At 71.8% G+C, this 16,303-nt stretch carries 11 protein-coding genes and 1 pseudogene; 7 read left to right on the forward strand and 5 right to left on the reverse strand.

Going from position 1 to position 16,303, the window contains the following annotated elements; translation table 11 throughout:
- The first annotated feature begins 177 nt into the window (after window positions 1–177).
- The 5 genes from hisC (at window position 178) to IF99_RS0110445 (ending at window position 10,137) form a co-directional block, all read left to right on the forward strand.
- Entirely contained in the window at window positions 178–1,263 is a 1,086-nt protein-coding gene (hisC, locus tag IF99_RS0110425) for a histidinol-phosphate transaminase (protein WP_030996110.1), read from the forward strand.
- Between the two features lie 1,017 nt (window positions 1,264–2,280).
- Complete coding sequence (locus IF99_RS0110430) at window positions 2,281–3,906, forward strand: cytochrome ubiquinol oxidase subunit I (RefSeq protein WP_030996111.1); 1,626 nt, start codon at window positions 2,281–2,283, stop codon at window positions 3,904–3,906.
- Between the two features lie 21 nt (window positions 3,907–3,927).
- Window positions 3,928–4,929 carry a cytochrome d ubiquinol oxidase subunit II gene (cydB, locus tag IF99_RS0110435; protein ID WP_030996112.1) on the forward strand — a complete coding sequence of 334 codons (1,002 nt, stop codon included), beginning with the start codon at window positions 3,928–3,930 and terminating at the stop codon, window positions 4,927–4,929.
- 240 nt (window positions 4,930–5,169) lie between these two features.
- The gene (gene cydD / locus IF99_RS0110440; protein WP_030996113.1) at window positions 5,170–8,763 is read left to right on the forward strand and encodes a thiol reductant ABC exporter subunit CydD; all 3,594 of its coding nucleotides are present in this window, start codon (window positions 5,170–5,172) and stop codon (window positions 8,761–8,763) included.
- Between the two features lie 288 nt (window positions 8,764–9,051).
- Complete coding sequence (locus tag IF99_RS0110445; protein WP_199806478.1) at window positions 9,052–10,137, forward strand: M23 family metallopeptidase; 1,086 nt, start codon at window positions 9,052–9,054, stop codon at window positions 10,135–10,137.
- A 75-nt stretch (window positions 10,138–10,212) separates the two neighbouring features.
- Here IF99_RS0110445 and IF99_RS0110450 read toward each other — a convergent pair whose 3' ends face one another.
- Both IF99_RS0110450 and IF99_RS34835 read right to left on the reverse strand, forming a co-directional pair.
- Window positions 10,213–11,136, reverse strand: coding sequence for an HAD family hydrolase (locus tag IF99_RS0110450; protein ID WP_030996115.1), 924 nt, complete (start codon window positions 11,134–11,136; stop codon window positions 10,213–10,215).
- A 1,034-nt stretch (window positions 11,137–12,170) separates the two neighbouring features.
- Window positions 12,171–12,338: pseudogene (locus IF99_RS34835) on the reverse strand (LLM class flavin-dependent oxidoreductase); the annotation flags it as partial.
- Between IF99_RS34835 and IF99_RS33925 the strand changes: the two are divergent.
- Window positions 12,255–12,650, forward strand: a complete 396-nt coding sequence (locus tag IF99_RS33925; RefSeq protein WP_158716587.1) for a hypothetical protein — start codon at window positions 12,255–12,257, stop codon at window positions 12,648–12,650. The pseudogene IF99_RS34835 and the gene IF99_RS33925 overlap by 84 nt on opposite strands.
- An 86-nt stretch (window positions 12,651–12,736) precedes the next feature.
- Window positions 12,737–13,303 (forward strand): hypothetical protein, encoded by a 567-nt coding sequence (locus tag IF99_RS0110465; RefSeq protein ID WP_030996116.1) that lies wholly within the window; start codon window positions 12,737–12,739, stop codon window positions 13,301–13,303.
- 133 nt (window positions 13,304–13,436) lie between these two features.
- Here the strand turns inward: IF99_RS0110465 and IF99_RS0110470 are convergent, their stop codons facing one another.
- The 3 genes from IF99_RS0110470 to IF99_RS0110480 form a co-directional block, all read right to left on the reverse strand.
- Complete coding sequence (locus IF99_RS0110470) at window positions 13,437–14,402, reverse strand: FAD-dependent oxidoreductase (RefSeq protein ID WP_030996117.1); 966 nt, start codon at window positions 14,400–14,402, stop codon at window positions 13,437–13,439.
- A gap of 343 nt (window positions 14,403–14,745) precedes the next feature.
- The gene (locus tag IF99_RS0110475; RefSeq protein WP_051703433.1) at window positions 14,746–15,219 is read right to left on the reverse strand and encodes an NUDIX domain-containing protein; all 474 of its coding nucleotides are present in this window, start codon (window positions 15,217–15,219) and stop codon (window positions 14,746–14,748) included.
- A gap of 66 nt (window positions 15,220–15,285) precedes the next feature.
- On the reverse strand, window positions 15,286–16,221 hold the full coding sequence (locus tag IF99_RS0110480; RefSeq protein ID WP_030996119.1) for an FkbM family methyltransferase: 936 nt from the start codon (window positions 16,219–16,221) through the stop codon (window positions 15,286–15,288).
- Between the last annotated feature and the right edge of the window lie 82 nt (window positions 16,222–16,303).

The following is a 16,303-nucleotide window of genomic DNA, read 5'->3' on the forward strand; positions in this document are numbered from 1 at the left end:
CATGCGCGGGATACCTACCGGGAGCGCTCTCCACGGTGTCCAATATGCGGACGGGCGCGGCGAGAGCGGCCTGGCGGCGATGGGCGATCCCCGGCCGGCCGGGAGGCTCGAGGGTCCGTTTCCCGGGGCGGCACGGGCCGCGCGGGAATACCGGCACGTACAGAAGGAGGTCCCGCGGTGAGCGGTACGAACCCCAGACTGCGAGCGGTACTGGACGACATCCCGGCCTACGTGCCGGGCAAGGCGGCGACGGGCGGGAACGGCCCGGCGTTCAAGCTGTCCTCCAACGAGAACCCGTACCCGCCGCTCCCCGGGGTGATGGAGAGCGCGCTCACCGCGGCGGGGAAGCTCAACCGCTATCCGGACCTCGCGGCGACGGGCCTCGTGCAGGCTCTGGCGGAACGTTTCTCCGTGCCGGCCTCGCACCTCGCCACCGGTACGGGCTCGGTCGGTGTGGCGCAGCAACTGTTGCAGATCACCGCTCAGGCCGGTGACGAGGTCGTCTACGCCTGGCGCTCCTTCGAGGCTTACCCGATCATCACCCGGATCAGCGGGGCGAAGGCCGTCGAGGTCCCGCTCACGGGCGACGAGGAGCACGACCTCGACGCGATGCTCGCGGCCGTCACCGAACGGACCCGGCTCGTCTTCGTCTGCAACCCCAACAACCCCACGGGGACGGTGGTGCGGAAGGCCGCGCTGGAACGCTTCCTCGACCGGGTGCCCTCCGATGTGCTCGTGGTGCTGGACGAGGCGTACCGGGAGTTCATCCGTGACCCGGAGGTCCCGGACGGGGTCGAGCTGTACCGGGATCGGCCCAACGTGTGCGTCCTGCGCACCTTTTCGAAGGCGTACGGTCTCGCCGGGCTCCGGATCGGGTTCGCGATCGCGCACGAGGCGGTGGCCGCCGCACTCCGCAAGACCGCCGTCCCCTTCGGCGTGAGCCAGCTCGCGCAGGACGCCGCCGTCGCCTCGCTCGCCGCCGAGACCGCGCTCTTGGAGCGCGTGGACGCCCTCGTCGTCGAACGCGCGCGTGTCGCGGGGGAGTTGCGCGCCCAGGGATGGACCGTCCCCGAGACCCAGGCCAACTTCGTCTGGCTCCGGCTCGGCGAGCGCACCCTCGACTTCGCCGCCGCCTGCGAGCGCGCGGGTGTCGTCGTGCGCCCCTTCGTGGGCGAGGGTGTCCGCGTCACCGTGGGGGAGACGGAGGCGAACGACCTCTTCCTGTCGGCTGCGGCGGGTTATCGCAAGGAACTGGGCCTCTGACCGCCTGTTTCGCGCATACGTGACGGAGCCGCCGGGCGCAGAGGGGGCGGGGCCCGTCCCCGGAGGGGCGCGCGGCGGCTCCTTCACGCCCACCCGACGCCGCGCGCCGCGCCGCCCCACCGCCGCGACCGGGCCGCGATGCGATGCCCGCCGGGCGGATGCCGCGCCCCGGCCGCCCGGTGTCGCGCCCGCCCCCTACCCTCGCCCGGGACGCTGCGCCCGTCCGCAGGCCGCGACCGTAGAAGGCCCGCCCGCGACGTCACACCCATCTGCGATGTCCCGCACGCTCGCGACGTCACGGTCCCCCGTGTGGTGAGGCCGTTTGCCGCACGCGAGGCCGGACCGCCCCGCCCCCGGCAGAGGCCCGCTCGTCACGTAGTACGCAGGCGAGGCCGGCACCCCGGCGCATCGGCGAGCCGGACCGGCCTCACCCACGCACTCGCCCCTGATCCGCGCAGAGAGCGCTAGGGCCTGTCTTCAATCTCGCCTCTGCCGCGCGACGCCCGGTACGCACTCTCGCCGCACCGGCCGAAATCCCAAGTACGCCCAGTACGACGGATTCCCATCGGCCCGGCCCCTTCGGCACCGCCCTGCCCTCACCGGCCCCTGCCCTGACCCTTCGGGGCACGGTCCCGCCCCCTGCCCTTTGCCCCGCCCCCTTCCGCCCTTGGCCCGGAGCGGAGGGCTCCGTACCGCTGTAGCGGACGTCACAGCGCCCGGTTTCGTAGGCCCGACGAGGCTCAAAGATGCCCGCAAAACCTCGCAAACCTGACAAAACCAAGCGGACAAACCCCTTAAAACGGCATCCCGCAGGGCTCCCGCCCCGGGGACCCCCTGTTCGCATGAAACGACGGTGGGACATAATGCTTGTGAATGTGAACGCTTTCACAAGCTCGCCCGACTGGGGCCGCTTTGCCCTGGGCGAATGCGGATCAATCGGGAGCCGTGAGAGCGGAATCAGGTTGTGCCCACGGTGTCCACCGCGTGCACAGAGATCAGCGGAGCGAGGAGGATTTCGTGGATCTCGCACTGGCGCCCGAGACGCTGGCCCGTTGGCAGTTCGGCATCACGACCGTCTACCACTTCCTGTTCATACCCCTGACCATCTCGCTCGCCGCGCTCACCGCCGGCCTGGAGACGGCCTGGGTCCGTACCGGCAAGGAGAAGTACCTCAGCGCGACGAAGTTCTGGGGGAAGCTCTTCCTGATCAACATCGCGATGGGGGTCGTCACCGGGATCGTGCAGGAGTTCCAGTTCGGCATGAACTGGTCCGACTACTCGCGGTTCGTCGGTGACGTCTTCGGGGCGCCCCTCGCCTTCGAGGCGCTCATCGCCTTCTTCTTCGAGTCGACCTTCATCGGTCTGTGGATCTTCGGCTGGGACAAGCTGCCGAAGAAGCTGCACCTCGCGACCATCTGGCTGGTGTCGATCGGCACGATCCTCTCCGCGTACTTCATCCTCGCGGCGAACTCCTGGATGCAGCACCCCGTCGGCTACCGCCTGAACAAGGGCACCGGACGCGCCGAACTCACCGACTTCTGGGCCGTGCTGACCCAGGAGATGACCCTCACGCAGATGTTCCACACGCTCGCCGCCTCCTTCCTCACCGGTGGCGCCTTCATCGTGGGCATCGCGGCGTGGCACCTGGGCCGCAAGCGCCGGGCGAAGCACGACAAGCGGCACATCGCCACGATGAAGACCTCGCTGCGGCTCGGTCTCGTCACGCTCGTCGTCGCTGGTCTGCTCACCGCGATCAGCGGGGACTCGCTCGGCAAGGTCATGTTCAAGCAGCAGCCCATGAAGATGGCGGCGGCGGAGGCGCTGTGGGAGGGCCAGGACGCCGCACCGTTCTCGATCTTCGCCTACGGGGACGTGGACAAGGGGCACAACAGCGTCGCCTTCGAAATCCCCGGCATCCTCTCCTTCCTCTCCGACAACGACTTCACCTCGCACGTCCCGGGCATCAACGACACCAACAAGGCCGAGCAGGAGAAGTACGGTCCGGGCGACTACAAGCCGAACATCCCGGTCGCCTTCTGGGGCTTCCGCCTGATGATCGGCTTCGGCATGACCTCCTTCGCCCTCGGCCTCGCGGGTCTGTGGCTGACCAGGAAGAAGTTCATGCTGCCGCACCACCTGCGGGTCGCCGAGGACGAGATCCCGCACCTCGTGCTCTGGCGGGACAAGGTGCTCAGCCCGCGCTTCACCAAGCTCTTCTGGCTCGCCGCGCTCGCCACGATGTGCTTCCCGCTCCTGTCGAACTCGGCAGGGTGGATCTTCACCGAGACGGGCCGCCAGCCCTGGGCGGTGTACGGCCTCTTCAAGACGGCCGACGCGGTCTCGCCGGGCGTCTCGCAGGCCGAGGTGATCATCTCGCTGAGCGCCTTCACGCTCCTGTACGGAGTGCTCGCCGTGATCGAGTCCAAGCTCATGATCACGTACGCGAAGGCGGGCCCGCCCGAGCTGACGGAGGCCGACCTGCATCCGCCGACGCGCATCGGGGGGCGGCCCGGCCCAGCTCGTACGGGCGGAAGCGGCGGCGCGGCGGAGAGCGCGCCGGGAGACGCCCGTGACGCCGATCGCGAGGCCGCGCGGGACGAGGACGATGACGACGCCGACCGGCCGATGGCCTTCTCCTACTGAGCCCGAAGGAGGGAAACGACCATGGAACTCCACGACCTCTGGTTCGTGCTCATCGCCGTCCTGTGGACCGGCTACTTCTTCCTGGAGGGCTTCGACTTCGGCGTCGGCGTCCTGACGAAGCTGCTGGCCAGGGACCGTACCGAGAAGCGCGTCCTCATCAACACCATCGGCCCGGTCTGGGACGGCAACGAGGTCTGGCTGCTCGCGGCGGGCGGCGCCACCTTCGCCGCCTTCCCCGAGTGGTACGCGACGCTCTTCTCCGGCTTCTACCTGCCGCTCCTGGTCATCCTGTTGTGCCTCATCGTGCGCGGCGTCGCCTTCGAGTACCGCCACAAGCGGGACGAGGAGCGCTGGCAGCGCAACTGGGAGCACGCCATCTTCTGGGGCTCCCTGCTGCCGGCCTTCCTGTGGGGCGTCGCCTTCGCGAACATCGTGCGCGGGGTGAAGATCGACCGCGATCTGGAGTACGTGGGCAGCCTCGGCGACCTCCTCAACCCCTACGCGCTGCTCGGCGGGCTCGTCACACTGAGCCTCTTCACCTTCCACGGCACGGTGTTCACGGGGCTCAAGACCGCCGGTGACATCCGGCACCGGGCCCGCGCCCTGGCAGTGCGGCTCGGGCCCGTCACCGCTGTGCTCGCGCTCGGCTTCCTGGTGTGGACCCAGGCGGACAGCGGCAACGGGAAGAGCCTCGTCGCCCTGGTGGTCGCCGTGCTCGCGCTCGTCCTCGCGCTCCTCGCGACCCTGCGCGGGCGGGAGGGCTGGGCCTTCGCCCTCTCCGGGGTGACGATCGCCGTCACGATCGCGATGTTCTTCCTGACCCTCTTCCCGGCGGTCATGCCCTCCTCGCTCAACAGCGACTGGAGCCTCACCGTCGAGAACGCGTCGTCGAGCCCGTACACGCTCCGGATCATGACGTGGTGCGCCGCCGTCGCGACCCCGCTCGTCATGCTCTACCAGGGCTGGACGTACTGGGTCTTCCGCAAGCGCATCGGGACGCAGCACATCGCCCGGGCGCGCTGAGACCGGTGCGGGCCCGTCGGCCGGCGACCCGACGGGCCCGCACCTTCCTCTCGCGGCGCCGATCGCGTACAGCCAGGGCTTCCATACGGCCGAGGCCCCGTACGGGACCCGTGCCAGAGGTCCCGTACGGGCTCCGGGCCCGAGGCCGCCCGCAGCGGAAGAAGTCACCCCGACGCTCTCGCCTCGCTCCACCCCGCTGACCATCCCCCCATCCGCCTCGCTCGCGGAAGGATGTTTCACGTGAAACCTGTAGATCCCCGGCTCCTGCGGTACGCACGCGCCACCCGCTTCTTCCTGGTGGCCGTGGTCGGACTCGGGGTGCTCGGCGCCCTGTTGGTGGTCGCGCAGGCGATGCTCATCGCCGAGGTCGTCGTGGGCGCCTTCCAGCACGGCAGGGACGCGGGCGAACTGCTGCGCCCGCTCCTGCTGCTCGTCGCGGTCGCGGGCGGGCGCGGGCTCATCTCCTGGCTCACCGAGACGACGGCGCACCGCGCGAGCGCGGCGGTGAAGTCCGAACTGCGGCAGCGGGTGCTGAGCAAGGCGGCGGCCCTGGGCCCGGACTGGCTCGAAGGCCGCCGGACCGGCTCGCTCGTGAACCTCGCGACACGCGGTGTCGACGCGCTCGACGACTACTTCTCCCGCTACCTCCCCCAACTGGGACTCGCGGTCGTCGTCCCCCTCGCCGTGCTCGCCCGGATCGTCACGGAGGACTGGGTCTCGGCGGCGATCATCGTCGTCACGATCCCGCTCATCCCGGTCTTCATGATCCTCATCGGCTGGGCGACGCAGAAGCGGATGGACCGCCAGTGGCGGCTGCTCTCGCGCCTGTCGGGGCACTTCCTCGACGTCGTCGAGGGGCTGCCGACGCTCAAGGTCTTCGGCCGCGCGAAGGCGCAGGCCGAGTCGATCCGCCGGATCACGGGCGAGTACCGCCGCGCCACGATGCGCACGCTGCGGATCGCCTTCCTCTCCTCCTTCGCGCTCGAACTCCTCTCGACGCTCTCCGTCGCGCTCGTCGCCGTGACGATCGGCATGCGGCTCGTCCACGGCGACATGGACCTTTACGTGGCGCTCGTCGTGCTCGTCCTGGCTCCCGAGGCGTACCTTCCGCTGCGGCAGGTCGGCACGCAGTACCACGCGGCGGCCGAGGGACTCGCCGCCGCCGAGGAGGTCTTCGAGGTCCTGGAGACGGAGGAACGGACGGCGGGCGACGCGGACGCGCCGGAGGGCGAACTGCTGATCGAGAACCTGACCGTTCGCTACCCGGGTCGCACCGCACCCGCGCTCGAACGGGTCTCGCTGCGGGTGCGCCCGGGGGAGACCGTGGCGCTCGTGGGCCCGAGCGGTGCGGGCAAGTCGACGCTGCTCCAGGCCGTCCTCGGCTTCGCCCGCCCCGACACGGGCCGGGTGACCGTGGGCGGCACGGATCTCGCGGAGATCGACCCCGCCTCCTGGCACGCGCGGATCGCCTGGGTCCCGCAGCGCCCCGCGCTCTTCGCCGGCACGCTCGCGGAGAACGTCCTCCTCGCCCGCCCCGATGCCACCGAGGCCGAGGTCGTACGCGCGCTGTGCGACGCGGGGGCGTGGGACTTCGTACGGGAGCTGCCCGAGGGCGTGCGGACGGTGCTCGGCGAGGACGGCGCGGGGCTCTCGGCGGGACAGCGGCAGCGCCTGGCGCTGGCCCGCGCCTTTCTCGCCGACCGCCCCGTCCTCCTCCTCGACGAGCCGACCGCGGCGCTCGACGGCGCGACCGAGGCGGGCGTCGTCGAGGCCGTGGGGCGCCTCGCGGCGGGCCGCACCGTCCTCCTCGTCGTCCACAGGCCCGCGCTGCTCGCGGTGGCGGACCGGGTGGTGCGGATCGAGGCGCCCGCCAGGGCGGAGACCGCGTCACGGGATGGTGTTCCCGTCGCTGTCGGTTCTGCGGCCGTTTCTGCTGGTACGAGGCCGGAGACGCCGTCCGCGGGGGCCGCCCGGCCCGTGCCGGGGGAGTCCGGGACGCGAACGGGTGGCTCTCCTCTCGCCCGTGTGCGGGCCCTCGGCGGCGCGCACCGGCGGCGGCTCGCGCTCGCGCTGCTGCTCGGGGCGCTCGCACTCGCGTCCGCCGTGGGACTCATGGCGACGTCCGGATGGCTCATCTCGCGGGCCTCGCAGGAACCGCCGGTGCTCTACCTCATGGTGGCCGTCACCGCGACGCGCGCCTTCGGTATCGGGCGGTCCGTCTTCCGGTACGCCGAACGGCTCGTCTCGCACGAGGCGGTGCTGCGGATGCTCGCGGACACACGCGTCGCCGTCTTCCGCGGGCTGGCTCGCCTCTCCCCCGCCGGGCTGCGCGACCGCAGGCGCGGCGACCTGCTCTCGCGGCTCGTCGCTGACGTCGACGCCTTCCAGGACTACTGGCTGCGCTGGCTGCTCCCCGCGGGGGCCGCGTTCCTCGTGAGCGCGGGCGCGGTCGGCTTCACGGCGTGGCTGCTCCCCGAGGCGGGCGCGGTGCTCGCCTCGGGACTGCTGCTCGCGGGCGTCGGCGTCCCGTGGCTCACCGCGCGGCGGGCCCGCGCCACCGAGCGGCGGCTCGCCCCCGCGCGCGGCGTCCTCGCCACGCGCGTCACCGAACTCCTGACCGGTACCGGTGAACTGACCGTCGCGGGCGCGCTGCCGGACCGGCTGCGGGCCACGCGGGCGGCGGACGCCGAACTGACCGGCATCGCGGCGCGCGCGTCCGCCTTCACCGCGCTCGGCGACGGCCTCACGTCGCTCTTCACGGGTCTCACCGTCGCGGGTGCGGCGGCGTGCGGTGCGAGCGCCGTCGTGGACGGGCGGCTCTCCGGGGTGGCCCTCGCCGTGGTCGTCCTCACCCCGCTCGCCGCCTTCGAGGCGGTGCTCGGCCTGCCGCTCGCGGGGCGGCAGCGGCAGCGCGTACGGCGCAGCGCGGAGCGCGTGTACGAGGTCCTGGACGCGCCCGCGGCCGTACGGGAACCCGAGCGGTCGGCCGAGCCGCCCGCCTCGCCCTTCCCGCTGCGGCTCGAAGGAGTGGTGGCGCGCCACCCGGGCGCGGCGAGGCCCGCGCTCGACGGCGTGGACCTGACGCTCGACGCGGGGCGGCGGATCGCCGTCGTCGGGGCTTCCGGCGCGGGCAAGACGACGCTCGCGCACGTCCTGCTCCGCTTCCTCGACGTGGAGAGCGGCGCGTACCGCGTCGGGGAAACGCCCGCCGCGGCCCTCGACGGGGACGCGGTGCGCGAGGTCGTCGGCCTGTGCGCCCAGGACGCGCACGTCTTCGACAGTTCCGTACGCGAGAACCTGCTCCTCGCGCGCAAGGACGCCACCGAGGCCGAGTTGCGGACGGTGCTCTCGCGGGCGCGGCTCCTGGACTGGGTGGACACGCTGCCCCACGGGCTCAGCACGCTCGTCGGGGAGCACGGGGCACGGCTCTCGGGCGGTCAGCGCCAGCGGCTCGCACTCGCGCGCGCCCTTCTCGCCGACTTCCCCGTCCTCGTGCTCGACGAGCCGGCCGAACACCTCGACCTGGAGACCGCCGACGCGCTCACCCGTGACCTGCTCGCCGCGACCGAGGGGCGCACGACGCTCCTCATCACCCACCGCCTGGCGGGCCTCGAAGGCGCGGTGGACGAGGTCGTCGTTCTCGACGAGGGGCGCATCGTGCAGCGCGGCGACATGAGCACGCTGCTCCGCACCCCGGGCCCGCTCCACCGCATGTGGCGCCAGGAGCGGGCGACGGACGCGCTGCGCGGAGCGGTGGGGGTGACACCGGCCGGGGCGGCCCCTGCGGAGGACAGCGCGTCGGCGGAACGGGACACGGTGACTGCCGCGCCCTGAAGGGCGGGCCGTGCGGGGAGGCGGGCGTCTCGCACCGACGCGGGGTGACGATGTTTCACGTGAAACATCGGGGGTGTCCCGGACGAGGGCGATGTTTCACGTGAAACGTGGAGGGCGGTCGGACGCCCAGCGAGCGGGACGTTTCACGTGAAACATGCGGTGAGGCGCTTGAGGGATGTTTCACGTGAAACATCATCAGGCCCCCTCCTCCTCCGTACGGCTCAGTGGGTCCCCCGGGTGTACGCGCTGCGGAGGCGCGCGCTCTTCGCGGCGCCCACGATCCGGGTCATGGCACTCCGATCCGGAACTCCCGCGCCACCGCGTGGCATCCTCGTGGCCTCGGCCCTGTGTCTTCTCCTGCTCGGCGCTCTCGGGCTGACCGGCTCGGCGGCCGGGGCGGATCACACCGAGAACGACGGGCCCGCGACGCCGAGTGCCGAGGTCGCGGTTCTCTACCGCGAGGCGGCCGTGGCGACCGCGAAGTACGAGGAGGGACGGAAGGCCGTCCAAGCGCTGCGGGCGAAGTCGCGGGCCCTGGAGGCGCATCTCACGAAGGAACGCGGACGGCTGCGGCTGTTCCGCGAGGATGTCGGGCGCCTCGCGCGGGCGCAGTACCGGGGCCATGACGACGGTCTCTCGCTCACCGCCAACCTGCTCTTCTCGGATGACCCCGAGACGCTGATGGACAGCGTAGGGCTCGCGGGCATCGGTGATCGGGCGGTGACCCACCTCGTGCAGCGTTCGGCCCGCGCCGAGGACGCCCTGGAGAAGGCGGAGCGGGAGGTGCGGGCGAACCGTCGGGCCGTGGAGGCGCGCACCGCGCACATGGCCGCGCTCAAGAGGCAGGTCGACGCGAAGCTCCACAGCGCGCAGACCCGGCTCCAGGCGCAGGGGGAGAGCGCGGTGCTCGCGGGACGCTGCCGGGGCGCGACCCGGATCAAGCAGGCGGCCTCCGAGTACCCGAAGGGGCGGTGGGTGACGCCCGTGCAGAACTTCGTCCTGTCGGCGGGCTTCGGCGGCTCGGGAAGCCACTGGTCGCAGGGGCATACGGGGCAGGACTTCGCCGTCGGGATCGGCACCCCGGTCCGGGCCGTGGGCGGGGGGCGGGTCGTGCGCGTCTCCTGCGGAGGGCCCTTCGGAATCGAGGTGGTGCTCCAGCACCCCGGCGGCTACTACACGCAGTACGCGCACCTCTCCTCGGTCGCCGTGGACCAGGGCGAGACCGTGCGGACGGGGCAGTGGATCGCCCAGTCCGGCACGACGGGGAACTCGACCGGCCCCCATGTGCACTTCGAGGTGCGGCTGACCCCGGACTACGGCTCGGCGGTCTCGCCGCTGCCGTGGCTGCGGGAGCACGGGGTGCCGGTGGGGTAGTGCCCCTGCCATGTGCGTGAGCATGTGCGGAGGCTGGCCGGCGGGGGCCGCCCAGCCGCCCACGGGGTGGAGCGCTCAGGCCAGCAGGCGTTCGATGACCGCGGCGACGCCGTCCTCCGTGTTCGGGTGCGTGACGGCCGAGGCGGCGAGCCGGACCTCGGGGTGAGCGTTGCCCATCGCCCAGGAGCGGCCGGCCCAGGTCAGCATCTCGATGTCGTTGGGCATGTCCCCGAAGGCGATGACCTCCTCGGGCGCGATGCCCCGTTCCGCGCAGCATTGCGCGAGCGTGCTCGCCTTGGACACCTCGCGTGCGCTGATCTCCAGGAGCGCGGTCGGGCTGGAGCGGGTGACGGTGACGAGGTCGCCGACCGTGTCCCTGGCGAGCCGGAGGAAGGCGTCCGGCGCGAGTTCGGGGTGGTGCGCGAGGAGCTTGAGCACGGGCTCGGACTCCTCGCTGCCGGGCAAGGGCGCGGAGCCGGACCCGAGGAGCATGGTGATCGGGGCGATGCTCGACGCGGGGTCGAGATGGAGGGGCGGATAGCCCGGCTCGTGGTGGATGCCGCCCGTGCGCTCGACGGCGTACTGCGTACCGGGCGCGGCACGTCGCAGCCGCGCGGCGACATCGAGCACCGTGGCGGAGGGCAGCGGCCGGACCCGTACGAAGCGGTAGGGCACGCCGCGTTCCCGGTCGGGGGTGCGCAGATCGACGATCGCGGCGCCGTTGCCGCAGATCGCGAGACCGTGGCCGTCCACGTGCCCGGCGACCACGTCCATCCACCGGGCGGGCCGCCCGGTGACGAAGAAGACGGTGACGCCCGCGCGTTCCGCCGAGGCGAGAGCGGCGAGGGTGCGCGGGGAGACGGTCTTGTCCTCGCGGAGCAGGGTCCCGTCGAGGTCCGTCGCGATGAGGCGAGGTCTGGGGCCGGGCGGGATCTCGGGCCAGGCACGGGCGGAGACGGCGGGCGGCGCGGGACGGGGGGAACTGTCCGCGAGCCGCAGCCGGTTGGTGACGGCGGCCTCCACCGCGGCGGTTTCCTCCGCTTCGGCTTCCTCAGCCGCGCTCGCCTGGCCGTTCGCGCAAGTCGGGAACGCTTCCTCACGGCTGGGCGGCTCGGGGGAGGGCTCCGGGCCGGTGCTCCCGCACACCGGCGCGGCCGGTGGCTCGCCGTTCGGGCGGGCGCCGGACTGCGAAGACCGGGACGGACAGTTCGTGCCGGGCTGGACGGCCGCAGGCCCTGCGGTCGGAGAGGTCGCTGAGGTCACTTCGGCATTGTCGCGCATATGCCAGCACGGGCGTGCGACTTCCCGCACAGATGAGCCATTCGCGCCCCCTAAGAGCGCAATCCTCCTCGCGAACGCATCGGACCGCTAAACAAACCCCCTGTCCTGGACAGACGCCGCTTTCCGGTCAGCCGCTCCCGCGGCGCCCGGGGGCGTACGGCCCGTACGCGCCCCTCCACCGCCCCGCCACCCGTCACCCCGCTCCCCCACACCCGTCCGCGCACCTCCCGCCCCTCACCGCGCCCGAGTGCCCTCTCCCAACCGGGCCGGGCCCCGCCCCGTGCCTCCCGACCTGCACACCGGCCACCCCTCACGCCCCGCCGCTCAGGCCCCTCCGCCTCCTCGCGTGGCCGCCCCCCAGCGACGCGAAGGGCTGCCGTCCGGGCACGGCCTTCGGCCACGGGGAATCGGCCGAAAAGGGGAGCGGGACGGCCGTACACCCGACAACGGCCGGGTGCCCGCACTGAGCCCACAGTCCGTGAACAGTGAGATGCACGCCCCTTGGAGACACGCCGACCGGCACCGCGCAGGCTCCCCGTCGACACTTCCGCTGCGGAGCGCCGCTGCCCCCGAACCCGGCCGGAGCGTGCAGCCCGACGCCGCAGGCCGCCCGACGCCGCACGCCGCCCGACGGCGTGCGACGCCGGCGGCGTGCGGCACCCGACGCCGCATGCCGCCGGATGCCACACGCCGCCCGGCGGCGCTTCCGCACGTGAGAGCGCCCGCACGTCATTCAGTGCGGCCCCGGGCCCTCACCCCAGCTGTGACAGCCCCTCGGTCGCGATGCGTTCGAAGACCGCCTGGTCGGCGGCGAAATCGGAGTCGGCGATCGGCCAGTGGAGTACCAACTCGGTGAATCCGACCTCGCGTTGGCGACCGGCGAAGTCGACGAAGGCGTCGAGCGAGGTGAGTATCGTGGAGCCCTTTCAGCCCGTCGCCCGCCCGGAAACAGCACGGCCCGGCGCGCCCGCCCGCCCGGACAGGCCGGGCGGGCATGGTGGACGCTTCCGACCGCCACCGGTACGGCTCCCGAGCCTCGCCAGTCCCGGGGCCACAAGCGCCTGATGAAGCGTTGGTCTCACACGGGCGAGGAACGAGGTGGAAGCTACTTCTGGTGTTCCGACGCGCTGATAGTCGGGCATCCGGGTATCGGCAATATGACGCGGGCCCTGACCGAGCTCATTGATGCCGGCGACCTCGGACGTATCCTCCTGCCGCTCGACGACGACTAAAACCGCAGGGTGATCACGACGCCGCTACCCTCGCTCCGTGACTGGTCACGTCACCTCCGCACCGGACCGAGGACCAGAAAACGTTCATGACGTCGTCTCCCGACACTGTCCGCGCGCACGCGGCTGCCACTTTCGACATCGATTCCCGGCTGCCCGCGCAGGTCTTCCGCGAGCTGGCTGACGAAGCGGTGGTCTTCGAGTTCGATCTGCTGCTCACACCTGACGCCTGGCCGGCGCTCGCCGCGATGGCCAGGCTGCACGGTGACCGCCAAGTAGACCTCCTTGTGATCGAGGGGGCGTATGTCTCCGGACGGGCGTTGTCGTTCTCCATTGAGGCCACGCCGGACGACTACTGGGCGGAAGTCGGGTTCGACTCGGGCCGGGAAGCGCTGGAATCGATCACCATAGCGGCGCAGACCGTCGCACTGACCGGCTCTTCCGGACGCTGGGGCATCTGGGCCGAGCGGGACCCGGAGATTGCGGTCGTCCGAGGATTCCCGGAAGCGACTGCGCGGCGCGAATGGATTAGCCACTACGGACCGTGCGTCGACATCGCCGACGCCATGGCGTCCTGGATGCGGCTCGCTTTCCGCGACGCGCGTGTTCCAGACGAATACGCCGCCAGGTTGGTCGCCAACTACGGCACCGGCTAGGTGGATAAGGGGCCCGCTCAGAGTCCGCCGCAGCGCTTTCGCAACGATGAGAGGCACTGAATTCCTCGCTTGATTGCAGCGCGCTGCGGCCGCATAGGAGCACGGCCGATCTCCGCACATCGAGCTCGGAGACCTACAGACGCGCACGTCTCGGTTGCGCCGACCCGAGCACTTCCCCGGCGCACCCCCACGACAACGTCACCCCCGCACGCCCATGCCCGTAGTTGTGCACGACCCGCGCCCCGCCCGCCGCCCACGTCTCCTCCACGCGCACGGCGGCGCGGGTCGGCCTTGCTCCGACCCGGTGCTCCAGGACGCGTGCCCCGGCCAGTCGCGGCTCGACCTCCGCGCAGCGGGCGAGAATCCCGGCCGCCGCCTCGTCGCCCCGCGCGAGGCCGCCTTCGCCCTCGACCGCCGTACCGCCCAACACGACTGTCTCCCCGTGCGGGTAGAAGCACAGCAACTCCGGCGAGGTCCCTGTGCCCTCCGAGAAGAACTCCGTCAGGCCCGGGTTCCCGACCACGACGTGTTGACCGCGAATCGGTCCCAACCCAGGGTCCCGGGCCAGCTCCCGTGCCCCCATCCCCGAGCAGTTCACGAGCACGTCAGCCGGCCCCGCCTCCGCGGGCGAGGTCACGTGCCGCTGCTCGACCGTCCCTCCGGCCGCGTCCAGCAGGCGCAGCAAGTACCGCAGGTAGACGGGCATGTCGATCAGCGGGACGGTGAACCGGTACCCGGCCGTGAACCCCGGTGGCAGCTCGGCCGCCTCGCACGGGCGGTAGTCCGGCAGTGTCGTCGCCCACTCCGGTGGAGCCTCCGCCGTACGGGATGCCTCGACGCCGCTCGTCAGACGTACGCCCGTCGCCGGGTCGCCCGCCAGATCCCGGAAGACCTCCAGCGACCGTCGGCTCCACTCGTCCACCTTGGCCTTCGGCTCGACCAGGTACGGGCCCCACATCGCGCCCGCCGCCAGCGACGTGACCCCCGGGATCTGCTCGGCCACCACGTGCACCGCCAGTCCCGCCTCCGCGAGAACGACCGCGGTGGTGAGCCCAGCGACGCCCGCTCCGACAACGACGACGCGCCTGCGTTGTGTCACGTCTACGGCTCCCCAAGCTCTGCGGATTCCGGCCCGGCGCCGCATCTCACGCCCCCTCGGAGTACACCGGGTTGAATCCATTCTCCGCCGGTCTGCCCGGCCTGGGTGTTCTCCCGCAGCCATGCCGGCCTCCGCAACGCCACCGCCGCCCGCATCGTCGAGCGAGTCCAGGCTGCCCGAGTTCACAACACCAGCCCCACCACGCCGTCCACGCACCCGCACCCGCCGTGGCGACCGGCGCCGAGGACCGCCAGCGTCCCGGCACGTCGATGCCGAGAGCCAAGGGAAGCGACTGAATTCCCGAGCGCGCCCGGCGAAAGGGCTTGAGGGCGCCCGCCCCCACCTACCGCGCGGTGACCGACCATCCGTGGCGAGAGAAGGAGGGACCTCCTTCGTGGTAGGCGGCCAGTGCCTGCGCGGAGGTCGGGAACGCCGGTTCGGGGAGGTGGTCCGCCGCCACCCACCGGGCGGCCACGTGCTTGTCCGGCTCGGTGTTGATCAGTTCGCCGGTCCACTTGTCGGTGGCGAAGACGAAGAGGACGAACTGGCCGGCCTGGTCAAAGCCCTGCTCTACGTGAATGACCTGGACGAGTACGAGATCGGGCGGGTCGACGAGCAGGCCGGTCTCCTCCTCAAGTTCGCGCGCGGCGGCCTCGTCCAAGGCTTCACCGGGCTCGGCCTTGCCGCCGGGGAGGGTCCAGGCGGGCTGCGGAGACCAGTTGCGGGCGGCGTAGAGCACAGCGGCGATCGTGCGGTTGTTCCGGTCGTGGACGATCACGCTGACCACGTTGCGGCTGTTCATGACGTTGGTGGTCACGGTGCCACTCCTTGGTGAAGTGCCTGAGGATTCCGGTGATCCGGGGAACTGAGACTGGCTCCGCGGCTAGGACAGCCTGGTCGCTCGGCGCCCGAGCGTGAGCCGGGCGGCGTCGGTGCGCGAGAAGACGAGGTCGGTCATGTGCTTCGGGGGTTCGGTGCACCGGACGGGCGACTTCGGTCGGCGCATGGCTCGGGGGTACGTGGCCGGGTCGTAGTCGTTGGTGAGCGTGTATGGGTGGAAGCCGTGCTCGCGCAGGGCGTCGATGATGCCGGTGGCGCTCTCGCCCTGCCTGGCCAGGAGCTTGGGGGTGACTTCCACGACCAGCTCCACATCCTCACGAAGATGGGGCAGTGCGGGCCGCAGCCCCCTGACCGCCGCTGCCTCGGCGCCCTCGACGTCGATCTTGATGACTCGGGCGGTGGCGAGTTCGGTCTGGTCGAGGAGTTCGGTGAGCGGTGCGGCCGGCACGTTGAAGGTGGAGTGGAAGTGGCGGGGCCGGGTGGCGGTGGTGTGGCCGAGGTTGGCCGGGTCCTCCAGGTACAGGGTCAGCGTGCCGGTGTGGTCGGAGGCGGCGGCGCGGACGGGGCGGATGTTGGTCCGGTGGTTGGCGGTGGCCGCACTGGTGAGGTCGTCGTGGAACTGCGGGGTGGGCTCGATGGCGACGACCCGGCCGGTCGGTCCGACCGCGTGGGAGGCCAGGAGGCTGAACGCGCCGCGGTGAGCCCCGACGTCGATGAAGGTGTCCCCGGGCCGCAGGCGGTCGCGCAGAAATGTGCTCAGGTTCGGCTCCCACTCGCCGAAGAGGTACTGGTAGCGCTGGATGACGTCGCTGGTGGTGACGGTGATCAGGTCACCCGAGCGCAACCGGGCCTTGGTGTCGAGCGGACGGGTTCGCAGGTGGTCGTCGAGGAAGCGGTCGACGAGCTGGGCCTTACCGATCGTTCCGGGAGTGTGGCGGACGTAGGCCCGCAGGAGGCGGGCGAGTGCGGAGGAGGGCACGCGTGTGCTCCTTCAGGTGGCGGAGAGGGCGGAAGGCGGTTCCTGAGTAGGCCGTGGTGGCAGACTTGCTGGTGACCATGGG

The organism is Streptomyces sp. NRRL F-5630 (genome assembly GCF_000719475.1).
Lineage (GTDB): Bacteria > Actinomycetota > Actinomycetes > Streptomycetales > Streptomycetaceae > Streptomyces.